Annotated in this window: 22 protein-coding genes; all 22 read left to right on the top strand. The window is 55.6% G+C overall.

Going from position 1 to position 24,074, the window contains the following annotated elements:
- Positions 1-51: 51 nt before the first annotated feature.
- The 22 genes from tagH (at position 52) to ACEPLT_RS13155 (ending at position 24,072) form a co-directional block, all read left to right on the top strand.
- Positions 52-1,812 carry a type VI secretion system-associated FHA domain protein TagH gene (tagH, locus tag ACEPLT_RS13260; protein ID WP_008502638.1) on the top strand — a complete coding sequence of 587 codons (1,761 nt, stop codon included), beginning with the start codon at positions 52-54 and terminating at the stop codon, positions 1,810-1,812.
- On the top strand, positions 1,809-2,606 hold the full coding sequence (locus ACEPLT_RS13255) for a PP2C family protein-serine/threonine phosphatase (protein ID WP_232927508.1): 798 nt from the start codon (positions 1,809-1,811) through the stop codon (positions 2,604-2,606). The genes tagH and ACEPLT_RS13255 overlap by 4 nt, the downstream gene beginning before the upstream one ends.
- 16 nt (positions 2,607-2,622) lie before the next feature.
- Positions 2,623-3,621: a hypothetical protein gene (locus ACEPLT_RS13250; protein WP_232927509.1), complete on the top strand. Its 999-nt coding sequence runs from the start codon at positions 2,623-2,625 to the stop codon at positions 3,619-3,621.
- Positions 3,622-3,630: 9 nt separating this feature from the next.
- Entirely contained in the window at positions 3,631-4,443 is an 813-nt protein-coding gene (locus tag ACEPLT_RS13245) for a type VI secretion system accessory protein TagJ (RefSeq protein WP_070533154.1), read from the top strand.
- Positions 4,436-4,999 (top strand): type VI secretion system baseplate subunit TssE, encoded by a 564-nt coding sequence (gene tssE / locus ACEPLT_RS13240; protein WP_024909842.1) that lies wholly within the window; start codon positions 4,436-4,438, stop codon positions 4,997-4,999. The genes ACEPLT_RS13245 and tssE overlap by 8 nt, the downstream gene beginning before the upstream one ends.
- 2 nt (positions 5,000-5,001) lie before the next feature.
- On the top strand, positions 5,002-6,873 hold the full coding sequence (gene tssF / locus ACEPLT_RS13235) for a type VI secretion system baseplate subunit TssF (protein WP_070533152.1): 1,872 nt from the start codon (positions 5,002-5,004) through the stop codon (positions 6,871-6,873).
- Positions 6,870-7,913, top strand: coding sequence for a type VI secretion system baseplate subunit TssG (gene tssG, locus ACEPLT_RS13230; RefSeq protein WP_070533150.1), 1,044 nt, complete (start codon positions 6,870-6,872; stop codon positions 7,911-7,913). The genes tssF and tssG overlap by 4 nt, the downstream gene beginning before the upstream one ends.
- Positions 7,914-7,951: 38 nt before the next feature.
- Complete coding sequence (gene tssH, locus ACEPLT_RS13225; RefSeq protein WP_232927512.1) at positions 7,952-10,567, top strand: type VI secretion system ATPase TssH; 2,616 nt, start codon at positions 7,952-7,954, stop codon at positions 10,565-10,567.
- A gap of 24 nt (positions 10,568-10,591) precedes the next feature.
- Positions 10,592-12,010 carry a serine/threonine protein kinase gene (locus ACEPLT_RS13220; RefSeq protein WP_232927514.1) on the top strand — a complete coding sequence of 473 codons (1,419 nt, stop codon included), beginning with the start codon at positions 10,592-10,594 and terminating at the stop codon, positions 12,008-12,010.
- Between the two features lie 233 nt (positions 12,011-12,243).
- Entirely contained in the window at positions 12,244-12,654 is a 411-nt protein-coding gene (locus ACEPLT_RS13215) for a hypothetical protein (protein ID WP_223825724.1), read from the top strand.
- Between the two features lie 65 nt (positions 12,655-12,719).
- Positions 12,720-14,648 carry a type VI secretion system Vgr family protein gene (locus ACEPLT_RS13210; RefSeq protein ID WP_447088266.1) on the top strand — a complete coding sequence of 643 codons (1,929 nt, stop codon included), beginning with the start codon at positions 12,720-12,722 and terminating at the stop codon, positions 14,646-14,648.
- Positions 14,649-14,659: 11 nt separating this feature from the next.
- Positions 14,660-15,454 (top strand): DcrB-related protein, encoded by a 795-nt coding sequence (locus ACEPLT_RS13205; protein ID WP_008503526.1) that lies wholly within the window; start codon positions 14,660-14,662, stop codon positions 15,452-15,454.
- Between the two features lie 2 nt (positions 15,455-15,456).
- The gene (locus ACEPLT_RS13200) at positions 15,457-16,719 is read left to right on the top strand and encodes a polymorphic toxin type 46 domain-containing protein (RefSeq protein ID WP_008503525.1); all 1,263 of its coding nucleotides are present in this window, start codon (positions 15,457-15,459) and stop codon (positions 16,717-16,719) included.
- Complete coding sequence (locus tag ACEPLT_RS13195) at positions 16,712-17,092, top strand: immunity protein Tsi6 family protein (RefSeq protein ID WP_008503524.1); 381 nt, start codon at positions 16,712-16,714, stop codon at positions 17,090-17,092. The genes ACEPLT_RS13200 and ACEPLT_RS13195 overlap by 8 nt, the downstream gene beginning before the upstream one ends.
- 36 nt (positions 17,093-17,128) lie before the next feature.
- Entirely contained in the window at positions 17,129-18,229 is a 1,101-nt protein-coding gene (tri1, locus tag ACEPLT_RS13190) for an ADP-ribosylarginine hydrolase Tri1 (RefSeq protein ID WP_047721884.1), read from the top strand.
- Positions 18,230-18,480: 251 nt separating this feature from the next.
- Complete coding sequence (locus ACEPLT_RS13185) at positions 18,481-18,834, top strand: immunity protein Tsi6 family protein (protein ID WP_045410452.1); 354 nt, start codon at positions 18,481-18,483, stop codon at positions 18,832-18,834.
- A gap of 105 nt (positions 18,835-18,939) precedes the next feature.
- Entirely contained in the window at positions 18,940-19,374 is a 435-nt protein-coding gene (locus tag ACEPLT_RS13180; protein ID WP_023325462.1) for a hypothetical protein, read from the top strand.
- Between the two features lie 59 nt (positions 19,375-19,433).
- A complete protein-coding gene (locus ACEPLT_RS13175; RefSeq protein ID WP_447088265.1) occupies positions 19,434-21,356 on the top strand; it encodes a type VI secretion system Vgr family protein in 1,923 nt (640 codons plus the stop codon).
- Positions 21,349-21,846, top strand: a complete 498-nt coding sequence (locus tag ACEPLT_RS13170; protein WP_232927516.1) for a hypothetical protein — start codon at positions 21,349-21,351, stop codon at positions 21,844-21,846. Before ACEPLT_RS13175 ends, ACEPLT_RS13170 begins: the two co-directional genes overlap by 8 nt.
- A gap of 75 nt (positions 21,847-21,921) precedes the next feature.
- Complete coding sequence (locus ACEPLT_RS13165; protein ID WP_224162624.1) at positions 21,922-22,476, top strand: hypothetical protein; 555 nt, start codon at positions 21,922-21,924, stop codon at positions 22,474-22,476.
- Positions 22,477-22,479: 3 nt separating this feature from the next.
- The gene (locus ACEPLT_RS13160) at positions 22,480-23,556 is read left to right on the top strand and encodes a hypothetical protein (RefSeq protein WP_232927517.1); all 1,077 of its coding nucleotides are present in this window, start codon (positions 22,480-22,482) and stop codon (positions 23,554-23,556) included.
- A gap of 75 nt (positions 23,557-23,631) precedes the next feature.
- Positions 23,632-24,072: a DcrB-related protein gene (locus ACEPLT_RS13155; protein ID WP_232927518.1), complete on the top strand. Its 441-nt coding sequence runs from the start codon at positions 23,632-23,634 to the stop codon at positions 24,070-24,072.
- Positions 24,073-24,074 lie beyond the last annotated feature (2 nt).

Genomic DNA, 24,074 nt, shown 5'->3' with positions numbered 1-24,074 from the left:
GCCCCGAGAGCGGCAGCGTTTGAGCGCTAATCATACCAGCAGGAATACGCCATGCGATTCACGATTATTTCTACGAAACCCGGTCATCAGCCGCCGCAAAGCAGCTGTGATTTTTACGCCCCGGGCGGCACCATTGGGCGCGGTACGGATAACAATCTGGTATTGCCGGACAATGACCGCACCATCTCTCGTCTGCAGGCCATTGTTCACGTGGACGCTCAGGGCGAATGCCGCGTCACCAACCGTGGCAGCGTTACCCGCGTGGTATTAAATGACATTCCGCTGGAGCGAGGACGCCAGGTTGAGCTGCAGGATGGCGACATTCTCGGTATTGATGACTACCGTATCGAAGTGACCGAGCTGATCCACGATACCCAGCCCGTGAGCCGCATGGCGGCCAGCCTGCACCAGCAGGCGCGTCCGACCGTGGCTCCTGCGCCTGCGCAGCAGCCGAAACCGGCGAGTGCCGCACCCCGTGGAAAAGCCGAGCCGACCGCCGTGCCAACGGAGATCTGGGATAGCCTGATGCAGGAGTTTTCCATCTCCGACAGCATCTCCAGCAACCGTACAAAACCGCAGCCTGCGGCATCGCACGATCCGTTCTCCCAGCCTGCAGCCCCGGAGCGTAACGCCGAAGATCCGCTGGCGATGTTCAACGACAGCGATCCCACGCTCGAACGTAAGCATGTCGATCCGGACTCGCTGTTCAGCGACGAAGCGCTGTTTAAAAAAGAGAGCATTTTTGACGACGTTACGCCTTCCACGCTGGTGCCACCGGTTGAGACCCAGCCAGCCCCGAACGAAGAGGGGACGGATGAGCTCGATCCGCTGGCCCTGTTTGGCGGTAAGTCCAGCGCGCCAGCCGCGCGTAATGACGACCCGCTCGGGCTGATGGGCGGCGCGCCGTTAACCCATCCGGATGACGTGATTAACGAGAAGCCAGCCCCCGTGCCGGAACCTGAGCAGGAAGAGGACGCGCTGGCCGATTCTCCGCTGTTCGCCCCTGAGCCGCAGGAGGAACCGCGTGCTGAAGAAGAACCCGCGCGACCGGATTACGCTGGCTTCACGATGCCGACGCCACAGGCCGTTGCGCGCAGCAGCGCTCAGGCCCCGAAGGGCCGCCTGCGCATCGATCCGGTCAATAACGCCGCCGCCCCAGCCGCCACGGCAAACAGCGGTGAGAAGGGCGAAGTGCTGCAGGGCGAGCTGCTGGAGGCGCTGCTGGAGGGGATGGGACTCAGCGAAATGCAGCCCGTTCCGCAGTTTGACCGTGAAAATATGCGTCAGCTGGGGCAGATCCTCGGCATGTTCTCTCAGGGGACCGTGGCGCTGCTCTCCTCGCGCTCCATTCTCAAGCGCGGCGTAAAAGCCGACATGACCATGGTGCTGGACGATGCCAACAACCCGTTCAAGCTGTTGCCGACCGGCAAAACCGTGTTAATCCAGATGTTCGGCACCCCGATGCCGGGCTTTATGCCGCCAACCAAATCCGTGCGCGACGCGCTGATCGACCTGCAGGCGCACCAGCTGGGCATGATCTCCGGCATCCGCGCCATTATTGCCGCGATGCTGCAGTCCTTTAACCCGGAACAGCTGGAAGAGCAGGCGAAGCAGAACGGCATGACCTCGCGTCTGGCGCTGCCGGGCAGCCGCAAAGCCGCCCTGTGGGACTACTTTGTTCGCAGCTATGGCGAGACGGCGGGCGAGATTGAGGACGACTTCCACACCCTGTTCGGCGAGGCCTTCCTTCATGCGTATGACATGGAGGTCAATCAGTACAAAGACTCACAGAGCGGATCGGAAGACAAATGAATATCGCAACGGCTTCTCTCTCCCGCCAGGGGACGCGCGCCAGCAACCAGGATCAGACGGGAGAAACCATTGGGGAACGTTCAGCCTGCTTTGTCGTCTGCGACGGCATCGCGGGGCTGCCGGGCGGCGAAGTGGCCGCCGCGCTGGCCCGCAACAGCATTATCTCCCGCTTTGATGGCGACAAACATCTTAATGCGCAGCATATTCGCGACTACGTGCAGACGGCGAATCGCACTATTCTCAACGAACAGCAGGCCGTTCAGGACTATCGCCGGATGGGCACGACGCTGGTTAGCCTGTTCATTGACCGTGATTACGGGCTGGCCTACTGGGCCCATGCCGGAGACAGCCGCCTGTACCTGTTCCGCCGGGGATGGCTGTGGCATGTGACCACCGACCACAGCCTGGTGCAGCAGATGAAAGATGCCGGGCACCAGACCGACAACCTGAACAGCAATTTGCTCTATCTGGCGCTGGGAATTGAAAACGGCGGGCCGGAAGCGAGCTATAGCGACGTGGTGCAGGTTGAAGACGGTGATGCCTTTTTACTCTGCACCGACGGGTTCTGGCACGGCGTCAGCGAAGAGCAAATGAAGCAGTCGCTGCATATGGTGAATACGCCGCAGGAGTGGCTGACCTTAATGAACCAAATCATTCAAAAGAATGGCGAGCAGGAGGGGAATGCCCAGGATAACTATACTGCCCTGGCGGTATGGATGGGCAACCCTCAGGACACCACTTTGCTGCACACCCTCTCTGACGCAGCACAATTTCTTCCCTGCGGAACTGATTAGACACACAAGGAACGATATGAAACTTTGGCTATCGGGTTTGGCACTTCTGGCGGCGACCTCTACCGCGCAGGCTGAAAATTTCCGCATCGTGCAGTCTCCTGCGCAGAAGCTGGATATCTGGATCGACAACATCAAAGACAACACGCCGCAGAGCTGGTGTAAGCCTGAGGTGGCGCTGCGCATTGTGGCGAACGGCAAGAAAGACGTCTCCGTGCTGGAGAACTTTGTGCCGCGTCTTGGCGCGCTGCTGGAACACCAGTGCAGCAAAGTCAATAAACTCAGCTGGACGCTCAACGATCCGGCGGGTACCACGCTGGCACAGGGCACGGCAGGCAAAGCGCAGGACTGGGCGCTGGTGGTGAAACAGGAGCAGGCCGCGCCTGCTACGACCGTCACCGCCACCCCAGCCAGCGGCGCGTTACTGCCGCCCGATCAGAACGTGGCTTCCCGCACCGTTGCCGCCGACCGTACGCCGTGGCAGGAGTTTACCCTGCAGGACGGCTGCCACCTGCGCACCTTCTGGGAAGGGGGCGCCTCTGCACCGGCGCTTTTCATTCCGGATTCTGACACCACCCGCTGCGGCAACGGCAGTTGGCTGAGCGGACACACCGTTGTGTCGCAGTCCCGCAACGGCGGGCAGAAAGAGATGGCGGTAACGTATATTCATGGCTTCCCGGTCACCGGGCTGAATCAGAGCGCCGACCCGGAAAACGCGCTGATCACCTCCGTCAACAAAGAGCGCATGGTATTCAGCACCCCAAACAGCGACCAGAGCTGGATGATCCTGCCTTACGACAGCGCCCTGAACAGCTGGAAGAGCAACGGCACCGTCGCGGTGGAGATCTCCCGTGAAACCGCCAGCGACGATGCAAAACTGCAGGCGCGTATCGCGGCGGTGAAAAAAACCTGGAGCGCCTGGGTGGCACCCGGCACCCCGCTGAATATCGTGCTGATTGACACCCTGCGTCCTCAGCTGCGCGATCCGGCCGTTGGCGCATGGCGCGCGGCAAATTAAGGAATGGCGATGAATACGCTCTATCAACACCTGGCGGGTGAGTCGCTCAACGACGCGCTCGCGCGTCTGGAAGCAGACATCAAATCTCGTCCGGCGGATGCCGACCTCCGCGCCGCGTTCGTGCAGTTTTTAACCCTGAGCGGCAACTGGACGCGCGCACTGACCCAGCTGAAAAGCTGGCTGGCGCTGAAGCCGCAGGCGAAACCCACCGTCACGCTGCTGGAGCAGTCCATTCAGGGCGAGCTGCAGCGCGCGCAGGTGATGGCGGGACAGGCGCGTCCGGCGATGCCTGAAACCCAGTGGCCGTGGCTAACCACCCTTGCGGCGGCGCTGAGCGAGGAGGGTGAGCGCGCGCAGGCGCTGCGTCTGGAAGCCCTTGAACAGGCGCAGGCCACCCCCGGCCAGATTACCCTCGAAAACGAGGAGACGCAGGCTTTTGACTGGCTGATGGACGGCGATGCCCGTCTCGGCCCGGTATGCGAAACCATCGTCAACGGCCGCTATTTCTGGCTGCCGTTTAACGCTATCGCGGAGATCCGTTTCCAGGCACCTGCCAGCGTGACCGACCTGGTCTGGCGTCACGCGCTGGTGCGCCTGACGGACGGGACGGAGCAGGTGTGCCAGATCCCGGCGCGTTACCCGTTTGCCGCCGATGCTTCCGATGCGGTCAAACTGGGGCGGACCACCGACTGGCACCCGCTCGATACTGACGGCACGCTCTATGAAGGCCAGGGCCAGAAGGCCTGGCTGAGCGAGCAAAGCGAAAGCCCGCTGCTGTCCTTAAGCCTCGTGACGTTTGCGACGGATGGAGCCGATGAGTAATCCCGCTGGCGAAGGCGATCTGCTGCGCAGCGGCTGGCAAGCCCGCAGCAAGCAGGAGAAGGTGGGGGCGCGCGACAAAATGCAGCCCTCGCTGCTCGATCGCCTCACTGATAACGACCCGGAAAAAAAGCGTGAGTCGGCCAACAGCAATCTGATCACCCACGCCGCCCTGCGCCGCAATGTGCTGCGCGATTTGCAGTGGCTGTTTAATACCATCAACCACGATGCCTCCGGCGATTTAAGCGCGCTACCGCACGTGAGCCGCTCGGTGGTTAACTTCGGCGTCGCGCCCCTGGCCGGGAAAAGAATGTCGGACATCGAATGGCACGACATTCAGCGCAAGCTCACCGAGGCCATCATCAATTTTGAACCACGCATTTTGCCGCAGGGGCTGCAGGTCCGCTGCGTGTCGGATACCTCCTCGCTGGATCTGCACAACGTGCTCTCCATCGAGATCAAAGGGCGTTTATGGTGCGTGCCGTACCCGCTGGAGTTTCTGTTTCGCACCGATGTCGATCTGGAAAACGGCCATTTTGAACTGAAAGATGCGGGGTAATCATGGAAAGTAAACTGCTCGAATACTACAACCGTGAGCTGGCCTACCTGCGCGAAATGGGGGCCGAGTTTGCCGAACGCTACCCGAAAGTCGCCGGACGGCTGGGCATGCGCGGCATCGACGTGGCGGACCCATATACCGAACGTCTGATGGAAGGGTTCGCCTTCCTGACCTCCCGCGTGCAGATGAAAATGGACGCGGAGTTTCCGCGCTTCTCCCAGCGTCTGCTGGAGATGATTGCGCCAAACTATCTTGCGCCCACGCCGTCGATGGCGATTGCGGAGATTCAGCCCGACAGCAGCCGGGGCGACCTGAGCAAGGGCTTCATCGTGCCGCGCGGCACCATGATGGACAGCCTGGCGCTGAAAAAAACCGGCGTGACCTGCAGCTATACCACGGCGCACGAGGTCAACCTGCTGCCGCTGAAAATCGACAAGGTCGAGCTGGGCGGAGTCCCCGCCGATTTGCCGCTCGCACAGCTGGGTTTGAGCCAGCGGGGGATCGGCAGCGCCCTGCGGATCCGCATCGCCTGCGACGGCCCGCAACATCTCGGGCACCTGGATTTTGACCGTCTTGAGTTTTTCCTCGCCGGTCCGGATATCGAGGCGCTGAAGCTGCTGGAGCTGGTGATGGAGCACCACGCCGGGATCGTCTGTCAGACGGTCAGCCCGCAGCCGCAGCGGCAGCTGCTGGCAACGGATGCGCTGCGCCAGGAGGGATTTGAGCCTGACCAGGCGCTGCTGCCGGACGATCTGCGTAACTTTGACGGCTATCGCCTGCTGCAGGAGTATTTCGCGTTTCCGGCCCGTTTCCGCTTCATTAGCCTCAGCGGCCTGAGCACGCTCATCCAGCGCTGTGAAGGTGAAAAAGCCTTCGACATCTTCATCCTGCTGGATAAGTCGGATGAACAGCTGGAGCGCGTGGTCGATGCCAGCCATCTGGCGCTGCACTGCACGCCGGTCATCAACCTGTTCCCGAAAGTTGCGGCGCGGCAGAAGCTAAATGACGGTCAGCATGAATACCATCTGGTGGTCGATAACATCCGTCCGCTGGATTATGAAATCTACGCGGTAAAAAAAATCTATGGCAGCGCGGACGGCCAGCGTGATGACCAGACGTTTCGTCCGTTCTGGAGCACCTGGAGCGGCGATGCGGGCAACTACGGGGCCTATTTTTCCCTGCGACGCGAGCAGCGCGTGCTGTCCGAGCACGCGCTGCGCTACGGCACCCGTACCGGCTATATCGGCTCGGAGGTCTTCGTCTCGCTGGTGGATGAACAGCACGCGCCGTGGCAGGAAAATCTGCGCTATATCTCTGCGGAGGTGCTCTGCACCAGCCGTGACCTGCCGCTGATGCTGCAGCAGGAGCTCGGGGAGTTCATTATGGCTGACTCCATGCCGGTGAAATCCCTCACCCTGCGTAAAGGGCCGACGCCGCCGCGTCCGGCGCTGGCAGAAGGGTTCAGCACCTGGCGGCTTATCAGCCAGCTGCAGATGAACTACCTCAGCCTGATGGACAGTGACAATGAGGAGGGGGCTGCCGCGCTGCGCCAGCTGTTAGGGCTGTACGCCAACCTGGCCGAAACGCCCGTGGCGCGTCAGGTGGAGGGCGTTCGCCACTGCGTGCTGGAGCCGGTTCACCGCCGCGTGCCTGAACCCGGCCCGGTGGTGTTCGCCCGCGGGATCGGCATTACCCTGACGGTGGATGAGCGAGCCTTTTCGGGGGCCAGTCCGTGGCTCTTCGGCAGCGTGATGGAGCGCCTCTTTGCCCGTCTGGTCTCTATCAACAGCTTCACCGAGTTCACCCTGAAAAGTCAGCAGCGCGGCGAGATTGGCTACTGGGCGCCGCGCATGGGTAAAAGGGCGCTGATATGAGTGACGCCGCCACTGCACCGCTGCGCGTGCATCGCCTGACGAAGCTGCCGGATGCGTTCTGGCACGGCGTTTGTGAGACGCCCTGGCGCTACGATCTGTTTCAGCTGTTAAGGCGCATTGATGCCCAGGGCGGCGAGCGCTATCCGCTGGGCCGCGCGCCGCTGCCAAAATTTGAACCGCTGCGCATCGGCCAGCAGCCGTCGATGAGTTTTGCCCCGTCGACGCTGGCCAGGGTGCGTCAGCGGGAAGAGAGCGGGCTGCATGAGGTCTCTATCCTCAGTTTCGGCCTGTTTGGCCCGAACGGCCCGCTGCCGGTCCACATGACCGAGTACGCCCGCGAGCGTATTTATCATCATCAGGACACCAGCCTGAGCGCGTTTGCCGATCTGTTCCACCATCGTCTGGCGCTGCTGTTTTACCGCGCCTGGGCGGATGCGCAGCCCACCGTCTCGCTGGACCGTGCCGATAACAAGCGCTTTGAGGGCTATCTGGCGTCGCTGATTGGTATGGGCCAGCCGGGTCAGATGGACAACGGCAGCCTGAGCTCACACGCGCGCTTTACCCACGCCGGGCACCTGACCCGTCACGGGCGGGATCCGGAGGGGCTGGAGAAGATCCTGCGCAGCTATTTTAAGGCGCCGGTCAAACTGGTCAGCAACGTGCCGCAGTGGATGCCGCTCTCCACGCGCGAGCAGGCGCAGCTTGGGGAAGGACGCCGCATGCCGCGCATGGGTGAGTCCGCCTTTCTCGGCGTCGCCGTCCGCGACGTGCAGCATAAGTTTCGCATCGAGATTGGCCCGCTGAGCGCGGAGGAGTACAACCGCTTTCTGCCGGGTGAAGCGTGGGTCACCGAGCTGCGCGACTGGGTGCGTCAGTACGCCGGCGTGGAGTTTGAATGGGAAACGCGGGTGATCCTGCGCGCAGACGCGGTGCAGGGCGCCACGCTCGGCAGTCATGGGCGATTAGGCTATAACACCTGGCTGGGCCTTCAGCCGCAGCCTGTCCCGCGCGGCGATCTGGTGTATCGCGCAGAGCGGTAATCCTTCCGTATACCGAATCATTGTTAATGGAAACTAACATGTCAGAAATTAGCCGTGCCGTGCTTTTCGGCAAACTGGATACGCTGTTATTTACCTCTCTGGAAAGCGCCACTGCGTTCTGCAAGCTGCGCGGCAACCCCTATGTTGAGCTGGTGCACTGGCTGCATCAGCTGATGCAGCAGCAGGATGGCGATCTGCAGCAGGTCATCCGCCACTTTGCCCTCGACGAGCAGCAGCTGACGCGCGATATCATTGCCGCGCTGGATGTGCTTCCGCGCGGGGCGAGTTCCGTTTCCGATCTCTCCGAGCATATCGACAGCGCCGTGGAGCGCGCCTGGGTCTTCGGCTCGCTGAAGTTTGGCGTCAGCCGCATTCGCGGCGGCCATTTGCTGATCGGCATACTCAAAACCTGGAACCTGGCCAACGTGCTGAAAAGCATTTCGGCGCAGTTCACCCGCCTTAACGTCGAGGTGCTGATTGAGCAGTTCGATACCATCTGCGCCAACAGCAAAGAGACGCAGCAGGCCGCTGCCGCTGTCGACGCACCGGCGGGTGCAGTACCGGCTGCTCAGGGGACGCTGGCCCAGTATGGCCAGGACCTGACCGCCCGCGCCCGGGAAGGGAAGATTGACCCGGTCGTCGGGCGCGACGAGGAGATCCGCCAGATGGTCGATATCCTGATGCGCCGTCGTCAGAACAACCCGCTGCTGACCGGGGAAGCCGGAGTCGGGAAAACGGCGGTGGTGGAAGGGTTGGCGCTGCGTATCGCCGACGGCGACGTGCCGGAGCCGCTGCAGAACATTCAGCTGTGGCTGCTGGATATCGGTATGCTGCAGGCCGGTGCAGGCATGAAAGGCGAGTTTGAAGCCCGTCTGCAGGCGCTCATTAACGAAGTCCAGTCCAGCGTCACGCCGATCATTTTGTTTATCGATGAGATCCACACCCTGATTGGCGCAGGCGGCCAGCAGGGGACCGGCGATGCGGCGAACCTGCTGAAGCCAGCCCTGGCGCGCGGCCAGCTGCGCACCATCGGCGCCACCACCTGGGCAGAATACAAAAAGTACATTGAGAAAGATCCGGCGCTGACCCGTCGTTTCCAGACGGTGCAGGTGCACGAGCCGGACGAAGCGAAAGCCATTCTGATGCTGCGCAGCACCGTGTCGCCGCTGGAGACGCATCACCAGGTGTTGCTGCTCGACGAAGCGGTCAGCGCGGCGGTGAAGCTGTCTCATCGCTACATTCCGGCGCGTCAGCTGCCGGACAAAGCCGTGGCCCTGCTCGACACCGCCTGCGCCCGCGTCGCGGTCAGCCAGAGCGCACCGCCTGCGCAGCTGGAAGACTGCTTGCGCCATCTTGCCGCGCTGGATGTGGAAATTGAGATTGCCGAACGCGAAGCGCGCGTGGGGGCCGGTGATGCCGATCGCGTCACGGCATTACGCGCCGAACGAGACGCGTATGAGACAAAACGCGAAGCCCTGTCCCGGCGCTGGGAAGAAGAGCGCAGCCTGGTGCAGGAGATTATCCGCCTGCGCGCCGCGCTGTTCGCGGCGGGCGAAGAAGATACCGCCGAGCTGCGCGGCCAGCTGGCGGAACAGCAGCTAGCGCTGAACGCCTTACAGGGTGACGAGCCGCTGCTCTTTGCCGCGGTGGATGAAAACGTGGTTGCTGCGGTGGTCTCTGACTGGACCGGGATCCCGCTGGGCCGGATGGTGAAAAACGAGATCGACGCGGTACTCAACCTTGCCGACACGCTGAACCAGCGCGTTATCGGCCAGCGTCACGGTCTGGACCTGATTGCCCGCCGCGTGAAAACTTCGCGGGCGAAGCTGGACGACCCGAACAAGCCGGTGGGCGTCTTTATGCTGTGCGGCCCGTCCGGCGTTGGTAAAACCGAAACCGCGCTGGCGCTCGCCGAATCTCTGTACGGCGGCGAGCAGAACGTCATTACCATCAACATGAGCGAGTTCCAGGAAGCGCACACCGTCTCCACCTTAAAAGGTGCGCCTCCGGGGTACGTAGGGTATGGTGAAGGCGGGGTATTAACCGAGGCCGTCCGCCGCCGCCCATACAGCGTCGTGCTGCTGGACGAAATTGAGAAAGCGCACCCGGACGTCCACGAGATCTTCTTCCAGGTCTTCGACAAAGGCTGGATGGAAGACGGCGAGGGGCGCCACATTGATTTCCGCAACACCATTATTATTCTGACCTCCAACGTCGGCACCGAGCTGATTAGCGCCATGTGCGCCGATCCGGACCTCATGCCGGAGCCTGAGGCCTTAAGCGGCGCGCTGCGCCAGCCGCTGCTGGAGGTGTTCCCACCGGCGCTGCTGGGCCGCCTGCTGGTGGTGCCGTACTACCCGCTCAGCGACGAGATGCTGGGGCAGATTGTTCGCCTGCAGCTTAAGCGTATTCAGCGTCGTCTGGAGGAGAATCACAGCATTATTTCTGAGTTTGACGACAGCGTGGTGGAACAGATTGTTCAGCGCTGCACCGAGGTGGAGTCCGGCGGCCGCATGGTGGATGCTATTCTGACCAACACCCTGCTGCCTCAGATGAGCCAGATCTTACTTACCGCCAGCCGCAGCGACGAACAGTACCGACGTCTGCACGTCACCTGCGAGCAGGGCGAGTTTCACTGTCAGTTTGCCGCGTAATAATCATCAAGAGAACTGTAAAAGATGACGGATAATGATAACAATCGGACTGTCCCAAACGCGCTCCCGGTCGGGTACCGCTTCAACGAGTTTGAAATCAAAGAGGTGATCGGCGGCGGCGGTTTTGGCATTGTCTATCGCGCGTGGGATCACCAGCTCGAACGCACTATCGCTATCAAAGAATTTATGCCTTCCTCGCTCGCCGTACGCGGCGACGACATGACCCTGGTGCTCCGCAGCGAGCGCTTTGGCAAAGCGTTCTCCGCGGGCCTGAACAGCTTCATTCAGGAAGCGCGTCTGCTGGCGCGCTTTAACCACCCGAACCTGCTGCACGTCCTGCGCTTCTGGGTGCAAAACGACACGGCCTACATGGGGACGCTGTTTTACAGCGGCACCACGCTTTCGCGCCTGCGTGAAGAAAAGCCGGAGCTGATCAACGAAGCCTGGATCCGCCGCACGCTGCCGATGCTGTTTGGCGCGATCAAGACCATCCACGACGAAGGCTACCTGCACCGCGACATCTCTCTGGATAACATCCAGATCCAGGATAACGGCCTGCCGGTGCTGCTCGATTTCGGCTCCGCGCGCCGCACCATTGGTAACCTTTCCGACGAAACGGAAACCATGCTGCGTCCGGGCTTTGCGCCGATTGAGCAGTACACCGATGACAACGAAAGCGAGCAGGGCCCGTGGACGGACATTTACGCCCTCGGCGCCGTGCTGCGTACCCTGATTGTGGGTTCTCCGCCGCCGGTCAGCGTGGTGCGTTCTATTCAGGATACCTGCAAACCGCTGGTGGAAATCATGCCGCAGGGCTATTCCATTCCGCTGCTGCAGGCCATTGACCGCGCGCTGGCGCTGCACATGGAGGACCGTCCACAGTCCATCGATGAGTTCGCCGCGCTGATAGAGATGCCGGTCGCCGGGATTAACGACGTGCTGACGGCGAAAAAGCCCGGCACGATGCTGGTACCGGTGGAAGACGAAAAACCGGCGTCGCTGCTCGACTGGCGTCGCTACAGGATCCCGGGCATGGTTGCCGCAGGCGTGCTGGTCGGCGTTGTCGCTGGCGCGATGCTGTTCAGCGGCGGTAACGATGCGCCTGAGCAGGCTGCGCAGGCACCGGCAGAGACGCGTCCAACCGAAACCGCCGCGAACACGCCAGATGTGAAGCCAGAAACGACAAAGGTAAGCGAACCGGCGACGGCACAGCAGACGCCACCGCCTGTCGCGAGCCCTGTTGCGTTGGTCTATATCCGCATCCTCGACGGCGAAACGCTGAAAGTAAACGGCGAGCCAAAAGCGCTGCGCCCGGGAACCAACGGCTATGCATCGCTCAAGCTGCCAGCCGGTGAGGCGAAGATTGAACTGCAGGGCAACGGAAGAACGCGTGGCCAGACGCTGGATATTGCCAAGCCGGGCACCTGGCTGGTGAATCCGTAGGAATATAAACAGGAGATACTATGGAAGTGTACAATCTTCGAAGCCAGAGGCTTCACATCCAAAGGAATGTGAGAAGGTTGTCTCTCCTGTTTATGCGTTTTGAATTTAACCCTAATCTGGAGAGTTGAGTTGAAGCCAACATGTGCCTCCCCATTTTTGTAAATAATAATATCGGGCGTACACAAAACAACCTCGCTCATTTAAATAGCCATCTATGGTATTTCTGGGGAAGTATGGATCTTCTCGCAATATTGCTTTATTGCGTGAATTCAGTTCGCCAGCACAGAATTCCATTCATTTCTGACGCAAAAGCGTTTAGTGATTCGTTGCATTATTATGCAGGTGATGGTTTCAGCATTTTGGTCATGCTTTTTTTTGTGCTTGACTTACTTTTATTACTCTCTTTGTGTACTTCGGCCTGTTTATTCTTCAAGCGAAAGATCGGAGCGGTTAAACTTGCACTCGCTCAGGAATTATTTCGCTTGATTTCATTCAGATGTTCGGTCTCATTGTTCCCTCTTTTAGTAAGTATGTTTGATTTTTCAAACATCTGGTTGAATGTAGGTTTATTTGTCACATCAGAGTCACTGAAAATCTACTCTCTTGTTTTTTGGATGATCAAGAGGGAAAAGCCCCTTTCTTGAATGACGCTTTATCACAGATGCAGAACCTCTTATCTGCATCGCATAAGCTAGATGGAATAAAGATTATGCTCAACCGAATTACCGTTCAGCTCCCGGTGGAGGGGCTTCTGTTCTGGAAACTGACGGGCCGCGAGGCGATGTCCGAGTCGTTCGCGCTGACGCTGACCGTGCTCGGCACGGACGCGCGCATTGACCGCAGTAAGCTGCTGGGCCAGCCGGTCACGGTGGCTATCCCGACGCAGAATCTGCTGACGTCCCGCTATATAAACGGCAAGATTACCCGGGTGGCGGTCAGCGCCGTTGAGCTGACGGGCACCCGCTATGCGGTGTACCAGCTGACGGTGGAGCCGGACCTGTGGCCGATGAAGCGCGACCGTAACCTGCGTATTTTCCAGGGCCAGACGGTGCCGCAGATTGTGAAAACCCTGCTGGGTGAGCATCAGGTCAACGTTGAGGACAAACTCACCGGCAGCTACCGGGTGTGGGACTACTGCGTGCAGTATCAGGAGTCGAGCCTGGACTTCATCAGCCGCCTGATGGAGCTGGAGGGGATTGCGTATCACTTCCGCCATGAGGCGGACAAGCACACCCTGGTGCTGACCGATGCCGCCACGCAATACCAGCCGTTCAGCGGCTATGAGGTTATTCCTTACCACCAGACGCCGTCCGGCGGCAGTACGGATGAAGAGGGCATCAGCCAGTGGGCGCTGGAGGACAGCGTGACGCCGGGGATTTACAGCCTCGACGACTATGACTTCCGCAAGCCGAACGCGTGGCTGTTCCAGGCCCAGCAGAACCCGGCATCGCCGAAGCCGGGCAGCATCGACGTGTACGACTGGCCGGGGCGCTTTGTGGACAAAGGGCACGGGGAGTTCTATGCCCGTATCCGTCAGGAGCGCTGGCAGGTTGAGCACCAGCAGATTCAGGCCACCGCCACGGCGGCGGGGATTGCGCCCGGGCACACCTTCACCTTAACCAACGCGCCGTTCTTCAGCGACAACGGAGAGTATCTGGTCACTGCCGCGGGTTACCACCTCGAAGAGAACCGCTATGCCAGCGGCGAGGGGGAGACCATTCACCGTACCGATTTTACGGTCATCCCGTCGGCGGTGGCCTACCGTCCGGCGCAGACCACGGCGTGGCCGCGCACCTACGGCCCGCAGACGGCGAAAGTGGTAGGGCCGAAGGGCGAGAGTATCTGGACGGACAAATACGGTCGCGTGAAGGTGAAGTTCCACTGGGACCGTCTGGCGAAAGGCGATGACACCAGCTCCTGCTGGGTGCGCGTGTCGAGCGCGTGGGCGGGCCAGGGCTACGGCGGGGTGCAGATCCCGCGCGTGGGCGATGAGGTGGTGGTGGACTTTATCAACGGCGACCCGGACCGTCCGATCATTACCGGGCGCGTGTACAACGACGCGAGCATGCCGCCGTGGGCGCTGCCGGCTGCGGCGACGCAGATGGGTTTTATGAGCCGCACGAAAGACGGTTCCGTGGACAATGCCAACGCCCTGCGGTTTGAGGATAAAGCGGGCGCAGAGCAGGTATGGATCCAGGCCGAGCGCAATCTTGATATTAACGTCAAAAACGACGAAACACATTCTACTGAAAAAAATCGAACCCAGTTTGTTGGCGAAGATGAAACCTTACGGGTAGCGAAAAATCAGAAATCAGGGATTAAAGGCGATGTGGTATGCCTGACGGGGAACAGTCGAAACGATAAAGTCGTTAATAATTTTATACTTTCCGCAGGAAATACGCTGAGACTGGAATGTGGTGAAAGCGCCATCGAGCTATCAAAAGACGGCAGCGTCCATATCATTGGTAATAACTTTAACTTTACTGCGAAACAGAATGCGCAAATTAATACGCTTTCTGGCGAATTACATTTGAACCCTGATGATGGACAAAATGTCATCGATCCGCCTGGCGCATCCCTTCAGGGTGAAATCCAGCAGGAAGTGGATAGTTTTTTTGTTATTAATGGCAATAAGTAAGAGTAACCCGAATGGCTGAATATATTCTTCAGGAAGCATCCCTTGCCTTACCCGATGTATTTAAAGACAGAACCATGAATTTATTTACCCTGAGTGATAACGGAGCCAGCGAGTTTACTTTTGTTGTTTCTCGTGCGAGTGCTAAAAACGAAGATAAAGTCCATGATGCGGCAACTCGTTTGGTACGTGAACTGGAAATTACGGTGCCCGACTTTCGTCTCGAATCCTCGCAGATGACCTCTGTTGATGGTCTCCCGGCGGTTGAGCTTTTTTATCAATTCAAAAATGATAATGCGATCATTTTCCAGAGGCAGACCGTTATTTTGCTCGGTGACCATCCTGGCGGCCAAAAGATGGTGTGTTATATCGGTACTTGCCCGGGCGAGTTTAGCGATTATTATCATAATCAATATCAGGAAATTATCCGCAGTATTAAGTTCCACAAACCGGCTCAGACTGAAACTAGAGAAATGCTCGCTGCCGACAGCCAGGGGCCATTTTTTGCGCTTGATAGTGAGAGTAAGGAATTGAGTGTCTTTGAAAACATTCAGGAACTGTATGGACATCTTTCGCTTCAGCGGGCGAAAGAGGGGCAATATTTGCTTTTTGAAAAACAGGGTAAACCACTCAGTATTGCACCCGTTCCGGGGAGCCAACCCCTTCGTTACGCGCTGTGGACGACTTTCGCAGACAAATCACATCACCTACTTTCACAGCTTTCCGTATGCCGCCAGGTGTCTGGTTCTGACCCGCTTGATACAGCCGACCGGATCCGTAAGTATCTGATGGCACAGCGAGCCGAATAGCCATGTCCGAATGTCAGGCTGCTCGCGTAGATGATGAGATTGCACATACAGCCTCAAAAGGCTGGATGATTGCAGGATTGGTGGGCGGGGCCATTCTGGGCGCAGCTGCCGTTGTCGTCACCGGAGGGACCGCGCTGGTTGCTGTTTCTGCCGTTGCGGCTGGGGCATGCGCTGCGGGTGGGTTGGGTGAGCTCCTCGGCAGTATGTCATGGGCTCCACGCCATACTACCGGTACGCTAAAAGAAGGTTCACCCAATGTTTTTATCAACAGCCGAAAGGCGATCCGCGCTCACCTGTCAGCCGGAGAGTGTGATGAGCACAGCGGTAGCCTGCAACGGGTTGCGGAAGGTTCGATAAAAGTTTACATCAACAACTTTCCCGCCTCTCGCACAGGCGATAAATTGACATGCAGCGCTGAGATTAGTCAGGGATCGCGTAATGTTATTATCGGTGGAAGCAAAGTTCAGACCGATGAAATAAGTCCTGAAATCCCGGAATGGGTGAACTGGACGATGCTCGCCGTTGGTGCCGGAGCCATGGCGGTGCTGGCCAGTCCGGCAATCGCACTTCTGAGTACCCTCGGTGCGATGGGCGGTGGGACAGTCGGTAGTTATGCGGGGGGAATGCTGTTTGGCGAAGGTAGCGACGGTCAGAAATGGGGGATGCTGATCGGCTCGGTTATTGGCGGCGGGGCTGGCATGAAAGGCGGGGCAAGGTTTGATGCGTGGCGGGCTGGTAAGCCTGTTCTCGAACCGGTTAAGCCAAATATTTCGGCCCGAAGAGCTGAACTTAATGAAAAATTTGGACGCACGGGCGATCTTAATAGAGATATTAATATCCGTGCAAATCAAAAAATTGTTGATGATTTTATGCGTTCTCAGGGTGTTGAAGAAAGTAAAATACCAGCTTATCGCAGCGGTATAGATCTTGAACAGAGAGTGACAATTGAAACAATCAATAAAGGCAAAATAGCTTATCAGAATCAATCCCCAGGGAATTGGCAAGGAAACTGGTATTCTCTTGACGAATCGACCCCTGCCACAAAACTAGGCATTAACCCAGAGGGACAGGTCAGGGATACGGGGTTAATTGTTCCTAAAGAAGTAAAAGCTTATCAAGCGCAACAAAAAGTTGAGATGCTTCGAAGTAGTGCCACACCAGCCTTGGACACCTGGTCTGTACCAGACAAACCTTTCCAGACAGAAGGCGGTGGGATACAATGGTTTACCACTAAGCGTGATATTTGGACTCCATATAATGAATAACATGACAGCTCTAAATTATGTTGAAAAAGCATTAACTTTAGCAGAAAAGAGATATGCTGAGGTAAAACATCTCAACCCCCACTCCCCACTTTTACAAATGTACGATTCTATTGTACAACAATTAATATTTCTACGGGATTTAATCGAAGGCAAGGAAAAGGATAAAGCAAAATTATGGAAAATGACTTTCGGTATGTATGCAGCAAAGGAGTTTGATAATTCTGATGAGTTGTTTTTTGAAAGGTTGTCGGATGCCTGGTTTATTGTGGATCAAATCCGCCGAGGGTTAAAGGTTAGACTGCCGCATGAGGTTGATGCCAATTACAAAATGAAACAACATAATCTTAAAATGAAATATCCTGGTGAATTTTAGGGTTTGATATTAAAAATATTTTATTATGGGTGAATGGTGATAGACTTACATGCTAATTTGAATGTATTGTTAAAATATGTAGATATATATCGTAAGTACTTACCTGTTAGCAGTCTTTCAGTCCAGCAGAAGATGCAGTATAAATATAATGATAAACTATTAGAATCATCTTTTGATTGCGATGCACAAAAACAATGGGACTTAACACCACAATGTAACATCTCACTCGCGGAATCACGGGATCGTGCTGTCGGTGCGCTTATAGGTCTTGCTGTTGGAGATGCTGTAGGTACGACGCTCGAATTTTTACCTCGTGACAAAGCACATGTCAAAGATATGATAGGTGGTGGGCCATTTCGACTCCGCGCAGGTGAATGGACGGATGATACATCCATGGCATTATGTCTTGCGGAAACGCTTCTTGAGAAAGGTGATGCTGATACTATATGCTTCAGGAATAAGCTTCTGGAATGGCATCGGCATGGTTATAACAGTTCAAATGGCATCTGTTTTGATATAGGAAATACAACTCGGTTTGCTTTAGAGCAATATTTAACTGTTGGTCCTGGGTGGATCGGTAATACAGCACCAGAAACTGCAGGTAATGCTTCCATTATCAGGCAAGCACCTGTCTCTATTTTTTTTAGAAAATCATTAAGCAAAGCGTTTTATGAAGCTAAAAAACAAAGTATCGCAACACACGGTGCCGCGGAAGCAATAAATAGTACACAGTATTTAAGTCATTTGCTTGTGCATATGATTAACGGTAGCAATAAAGCTTTTGTTTTTTCTCCGCACGTCATGCCGCTTCAGCCACGTGTAATGATAATCAACGCGGGTGAGTATAAGCAAAAAACTCGCGATCAGATTCGTTCAAGTGGTTATGTTATCGATACGCTTGAGGCCGCGATGTGGTCCGTATGGAATACTGATAATTTCCGTGATGCCATTCTACTGGCAGCTAACCTTGCCGATGATGCTGACAGCGTTGCAGCGACGGCGGGTCAAATCGCGGGGGCATTATATGGTTATTCCGGTATTCCGCAGGACTGGAAAGATAAACTCGTGCAACACGAACGTATCGCCACAATGGCAGGTGAGTTATTCGATAGAGCACCTGAGGACAATTTATTATAATCGAATAATTCCTATGGCACGGCTATTGTAGCGTGCCATTCAGTTGAACAGAAAATGTTGTGTTAATGTGAAGTTATATGTGAGAAAAAACTCACCTAGCCAGCACTGAAAATATATTGAATTGCTCAGCAATAAAATACAACTATTAGGTAATGTTGTTTTCTCGCACCCTATATTTTCGGTTAAAAAACGACCTCGCCAGCAAAAAGATGGAAGGATAGAGTATTTTTCAAGATGAAATCGGTGTAAGATTGCACAAGAATAAAGAAAGCTATACCGGTCTGGATTACATTAATGATGCCATTGATATAATCAATCAACGATTGGAAATAAAACCTGATTTTTCACTATATGTTATGGTGAAGTGTCAGTTGGATTATATTAAATCTCTTTTAATCGGTGCTGAAAAAGATAAAAGTAAATTACATGCATTGAACTTAGGAGCACTCGCGTCCAAAGAATTTGATACAACAGATGCCGAACTTGCTGAACATTTATCTAATGCTAATTATATAGCTTCGCAGATGGGACAAGGATTAAAGATTATTCTTCCGCATGAACAAGATTTGGAGTATTTGAAAAGACAAAAAAGATATCGCAATTGATTAATTTTTTTTGTTTTTATATCTGATAAGATGTGAACATCCAGGTCCTGGTTGATTTGTTTTACTGTTTGTATGGTCACAAATAAAAATAGTGGAGAATGAAAGGTGAAATGGATTGGTTGTATATTTTTCATTTTCATCACTTTGGTTTATATCTGGAATGGAAAAGACTTATTCAGTAAAAAACAATGGTTCCTTGCTGGGTTGATGTTCGTTCTGGTGCTAGTGGTTACGGTTGTTATTGGTTTTACGTTGAAATGGCTCGCTCAGTCAATGTCATTATTCTCCGTCGCAACGGCGAAACACTATTCGATTATCTTTTCCATGTCTTTCCTGTGCGTATGGGGACTAAAAGTTACCGTTGTGCTGCTCTGCACGATCTTTTCCGGGATTACAGGAGGGCACAAAAAATACAATGCTGAAAATTATGAAGCAATATCGTCTATAACACGCGTCGTTGCGCCTTGCCTACTTATCGTTGCTAAAAGCGTAGTTTCCCTGGGGAGCGTCCTTATGTTTTCAGGTTTATGGCTTAAATAAGCACGATTTAAAAAATATCTCAATGAACACCGAGATTAGTCCATAGTGGAATAAAGATTATGCTCAACCGAATTACCGTTCAGCTCCCGGTGGAGGGGCTTCTGTTCTGGAAACTGACGGGCCGCGAGGCGATGTCCGAGTCGTTCGCGCTGACGCTGACCGCGCTCGGCACGGACGCGCGCATTGACCGCAGTAAGCTGCTGGGCCAGCCGGTCACCGTGACCATCCCGACGCAGAGCCTGCTGACGTCCCGCTATATTAACGGCAAGATTACCCGCGTGGCGGTCAGCGCCGTTGAGCTGACGGGGACCCGCTATGCGGTGTACCAGCTGACGGTGGAGCCGGACCTGTGGCCAATGAAGCGCGACCGTAACCTGCGTATTTTCCAGGGCCAGACGGTGCCGCAGATTGTGAAAACCCTGCTGGGTGAGCATCAGGTCAACGTTGAGGACAAACTCACCGGCAGCTACCGGGTGTGGGACTACTGCGTGCAGTATCAGGAGTCGAGCCTGGACTTCATCAGCCGTCTGATGGAGCTGGAGGGGATTGCGTATCACTTCCGCCATGAGGCGGACAAGCACACCCTGGTGCTCACCGACGCCGCCACGCAGTACCAGCCGTTCAGCGGCTATGAGGTTATTCCTTACCACCAGACGCCGTCCGGCGGCAGTACGGATGAAGAGGGCATCAGCCAGTGGGCGCTGGAGGACAGCGTGACGCCGGGGATTTACAGCCTCGACGACTATGACTTCCGCAAGCCGAACGCGTGGTTGTTCCAGGCCCAGCAGAACCCGGCGTCGCCGACGCCGGGCAGCATTGACGTGTACGACTGGCCGGGGCGCTTTGTGGACAAGGGGCACGGGGAGTTCTATGCCCGTATCCGTCAGGAGCGCTGGCAGGTTGAGCACCAGCAGATTCAGGCCACCGCCACGGCGGCGGGGATTGCGCCCGGGCACACCTTCACCTTAACCAACGCGCCGTTCTTCAGCGACAACGGAGAGTATCTGGTCACTGCCGCGGGTTACCACCTCGAAGAGAACCGCTATGCCAGCGGCGAGGGGGAGACCATTCACCGGACCGATTTTACGGTCATCCCGTCGGCGGTGGCCTACCGTCCGGCGCAGACCACGGCGTGGCCGCGCACCTACGGCCCGCAGACGGCGAAAGTGGTGGGGCCGAAGGGCGAGAGTATCTGGACGGACAAATACGGTCGCGTGAAGGTGAAGTTCCACTGGGACCGTCTGGCGAAAGGCGATGACACCAGCTCCTGCTGGGTGCGCGTGTCGAGCGCGTGGGCGGGCCAGGGCTACGGCGGGGTGCAGATCCCGCGCGTGGGCGATGAGGTGGTGGTGGACTTTATCAACGGCGACCCGGACCGGCCGATTATTACCGGGCGCGTGTACAACGACGCGAGCATGCCGCCGTGGGCGCTGCCGGCTGCGGCGACGCAGATGGGCTTTATGAGCCGCACAAAAGACGGTTCCGTGGACAATGCCAACGCCCTGCGGTTTGAGGACAAGGCTGGCGCAGAGCAGGTATGGATCCAGGCCGAGCGCAACATGGACACCAGCGTTAAAAATGATGAAACGCACAGCGTCGGCGGAGCGCGCAGCCATTACGTGAAGAAAAATGAACTGCATCGCGTGGAAGCGAATCAGACTCAGGCCGTGAAAGGTGGCACCGAGATCCTGACGGGGAAAGGCAAGCTGGATGCGGCGGTGGAGCAGTACGTCATTGCTTCCGGGACGAAGCTGCGGCTGGTCTCCGGTGAGAGTGCCATTGAGCTGAATGCTAACGGCAAGATTAACCTGATCGGCAAAGAGTTTAACTTCTTTGTCGAAGGGGATGGTTATATCACCACGGGCGGTAAGCTTCATCTGAACACGTCGGGAACCAAGCCGGGCACGACGGCGCCGGGATCGGGGCATAAAGGGGATATTGATGCGGCGGTGCAGGCGAAATTTACGCCAAAAGATGAGTAAGGCCGGTGCGGTACTTATCGCATTATTAACGACGGGAATGGCTGAAGGAGACGCTCAGAAAAAGGATCTTTGGATGTTTATTTCCGGGATGAGCGCATCGCTTAAGACGTTATCCGTTACAACCCTTAGTAATGCGCCGTTATCGTTTAAGATGACCAGGCAAAATGAATATATCAATTTCTACAATGCCGACGATATCAAACTCGCTGATGGAACGAACATAACCGCAATTGGGTTACGTTTAAGCAAACAAAACGACGGCATGGCGCCTTTACTGAATTTTTCACCTTCCTCAGGTCAATGCATAACGCTTGATACCATTAAAAAGCGCTATCCGCAGCTGAGGTTAACTGATTATCCGCGCGGCCGTTCGGAGAACGAAGTGACCAGCTATACAGCCCGAAAAGATATGAATGGACAAAAGGTGAGCTTCAGTTTCACCGTGAAAAATCCTCACTGTCTGGGTTCAGTCGTCATTAGCGCAGACTAAGAAATACTGCACTCATGTCCTGGCGGTTTCTTCTGGATGATAATAGCAATACACATTCAATAAATGACGATTAACGTGAAAAAACACACGCCGACATTTCTTTTTTCTGCCCTGATGTTTACCTGTCTCGGCAGCAATGTGGTTTTGGCTCAGGTGATGCCTCCCGTTCTGACAAAACGGGATTTTTCTGTGCAGATCAAAGACCAGCCTGTCGCATTGGGCGACCGATGGTCTCCTGATAGTGCCGGTAAAATTGATGTGCCGTGGGAAGGCAACTTTGTCGGTGAGGTTCCTTTTGACGGAACGAACTATAAATTCTACCAGCATCAAAGGGCTGGGTTAGAAATATTCAGTTCCAATCTCTGGTGGGATAAAGCTGAACGAAGCGTTGATGATTATATCGTGTCGCAGATTACGCTGACTGCCGAAGACTTCGCAACGCCGCGGGGTGTCCATGTGGGTTCAACAACCAGAGAGCTGAACAACGCATACGGCAATGGCCTTGTTGAAAATGATTCCGGGACCCAGTGGGTTTCCTATGCGTTGGGTAAAAAAGTACTCTCTTTTGAGATGAAGGGCGGCAACGTTGTGAAAATAACAATGAATTACGATAATGGTTCTTCAGAGTAAATTATGTCCAATAAACTTTTAGCATCCGCATTGTGCGCGGCTTTATTGGCTGGCGTCGTTGAAACCTCCACGGCACTTGAATTATCGCAATACAATAAGCTCAATACGGTAAGTCGCATCGTTAATGATAGCGAAGTGACAGACATTCTCAGGAAAACGCTGGGAAATCATTACCAGGCCTTTATTGATAACTTTGATGTCTTCGGTGAACCGCATACCACTCCAGGTGGAGGATTGTTTGTTGAGGGCTGGCTAAAGGATCTCTACCAGGAAAATGCCTCAGCGCTGGTTATCAATCCTGACGGCAAAATCTTCGCGGCCTGGGTGGTTCCAGAATCAAACGTTATCCATTACCAGTCATCTGATAATAGTCAGCCGATTAATGCCGATATTCAGCAATGGGCCGCCAGGTTCAATACGATGCAGTTTGCAGCGAACAGCCAATCGAGACCTGCGTTTGACGGGGTTTGGGCAGGCGGGGTTGGCAATGACTCGACGTTAACCCTGCAGTTAGCTGAATCAGGCAACCGTATCACCGGGTCTTATTGCTATATCTCCCGGAGAGGAAACCGCATCGACTGCCCGGAAGATGATGAGCATAATCTTAGCGGTACGGTCGCGGGAAACCGTGCGAACGTAGAGTTCAACTCATCGTTTGGCGGCGCAGGCGGACGGGCTGTTCTGGAAATAAAAGAGAGTGAAATGGAATGGCGTCTGGTAACGCCTCCGCAAAAAGGAAATGATTATGCTCCGCTGCGTTATACGTTACGCAAAGCCGCTTCGGTTCATCACGCTGAAACCAGAAAACTGGACACCGAAAAGTTCACTATTTCTCTGATAAACAAGTGCGGGCGTTTCGAGGGTGAATGTGACCAGATGGTTTATCTCGGCGTGCGCAAAAGCGATAACAGTACGATCTCCTTAAAGGGGAAAACATTACACGACCCCGCAGGTAAAATAATCGGCTCAACCTACAAGAATGGCGAGATCGCTTATACCGTGACGTATGCACCCGTGAAATTGGTTGTCAGCAAAGGCAGCCATGTTTTAGTCGAACAATCAGGTCAATGGCGTAAATAATAAAACAGCCAGCCAAAGGGCCAACATGGATTGGCCTTTTTGTTTCTCTCAATATTAATCATCCCGAGTTCACTTATGAAATACACCCTCCAGGAAGGTTCATTTTCCCTTTTTCCTGCTGCCTGGCAGGATAACAGCATGAACATTATTCGCGATGACGAAAGCGGGCTGTCCGTGGTGGTCAGCCGCGGCGTGATTCCCGATGGCAGCGACTACGAACAAGAGTTTCACCGCCAGTGGGATGTGTTGCGTCCACAGATGGGCGAAATTGCCCAGAGCGAATTCCGGAGCGTAAACGCCGGGCCTGACGGAAAAATTAGCGGACTGGAAGTCGAGACCACCTTTGACCGTAACGGACAGCGCCTGTGGCAAAAACAGCTGGCCGTGCAGACGCCGGGCAAACCGGTATTGATGATTTTTACCCTCTCGGCATTAAGAGCCTTTACCGAAGAGGACGAGGTGCGCTGGAGCGCGCTTAAGCAGAGTTTGACGCTAAACGACAACCGGAATGTGTAAGG

The sequence above is a fragment of the Enterobacter sp. fkY84-1 genome (assembly GCF_052974705.1).
The sequence above is the reverse complement of the archived record's forward strand: the minus strand, read 5'-3'. Positions and strand labels throughout refer to the sequence as shown.

Bases quoted from the DNA above. Each gene is read 5' to 3' on its own strand.
- tssE (WP_024909842.1), top strand. From the start codon at position 4,436: ATGAGTAATCCCGCTGGCGAAGGCGATCTGCTGCGCAGCGGCTGGCAA.
- ACEPLT_RS13170 (WP_232927516.1), top strand. From the start codon at position 21,349: ATGAGTAAGGCCGGTGCGGTACTTATCGCATTATTAACGACGGGAATG.
- ACEPLT_RS13160 (WP_232927517.1), top strand. From the start codon at position 22,480: ATGTCCAATAAACTTTTAGCATCCGCATTGTGCGCGGCTTTATTGGCT.
- ACEPLT_RS13175 (WP_447088265.1), top strand. From the start codon at position 19,434: ATGCTCAACCGAATTACCGTTCAGCTCCCGGTGGAGGGGCTTCTGTTC.
- ACEPLT_RS13155 (WP_232927518.1), top strand. From the start codon at position 23,632: ATGAAATACACCCTCCAGGAAGGTTCATTTTCCCTTTTTCCTGCTGCC.
- ACEPLT_RS13215 (WP_223825724.1), top strand. From the start codon at position 12,244: ATGGATCTTCTCGCAATATTGCTTTATTGCGTGAATTCAGTTCGCCAG.
- ACEPLT_RS13195 (WP_008503524.1), top strand. From the start codon at position 16,712: ATGAATAACATGACAGCTCTAAATTATGTTGAAAAAGCATTAACTTTA.
- tssF (WP_070533152.1), top strand. From the start codon at position 5,002: ATGGAAAGTAAACTGCTCGAATACTACAACCGTGAGCTGGCCTACCTG.
- tagH (WP_008502638.1), top strand. From the start codon at position 52: ATGCGATTCACGATTATTTCTACGAAACCCGGTCATCAGCCGCCGCAA.
- ACEPLT_RS13250 (WP_232927509.1), top strand. From the start codon at position 2,623: ATGAAACTTTGGCTATCGGGTTTGGCACTTCTGGCGGCGACCTCTACC.
- ACEPLT_RS13205 (WP_008503526.1), top strand. From the start codon at position 14,660: ATGGCTGAATATATTCTTCAGGAAGCATCCCTTGCCTTACCCGATGTA.
- ACEPLT_RS13255 (WP_232927508.1), top strand. From the start codon at position 1,809: ATGAATATCGCAACGGCTTCTCTCTCCCGCCAGGGGACGCGCGCCAGC.
- ACEPLT_RS13220 (WP_232927514.1), top strand. From the start codon at position 10,592: ATGACGGATAATGATAACAATCGGACTGTCCCAAACGCGCTCCCGGTC.
- ACEPLT_RS13210 (WP_447088266.1), top strand. From the start codon at position 12,720: ATGCTCAACCGAATTACCGTTCAGCTCCCGGTGGAGGGGCTTCTGTTC.
- ACEPLT_RS13200 (WP_008503525.1), top strand. From the start codon at position 15,457: ATGTCCGAATGTCAGGCTGCTCGCGTAGATGATGAGATTGCACATACA.
- ACEPLT_RS13245 (WP_070533154.1), top strand. From the start codon at position 3,631: ATGAATACGCTCTATCAACACCTGGCGGGTGAGTCGCTCAACGACGCG.
- tssH (WP_232927512.1), top strand. From the start codon at position 7,952: ATGTCAGAAATTAGCCGTGCCGTGCTTTTCGGCAAACTGGATACGCTG.
- tssG (WP_070533150.1), top strand. From the start codon at position 6,870: ATGAGTGACGCCGCCACTGCACCGCTGCGCGTGCATCGCCTGACGAAG.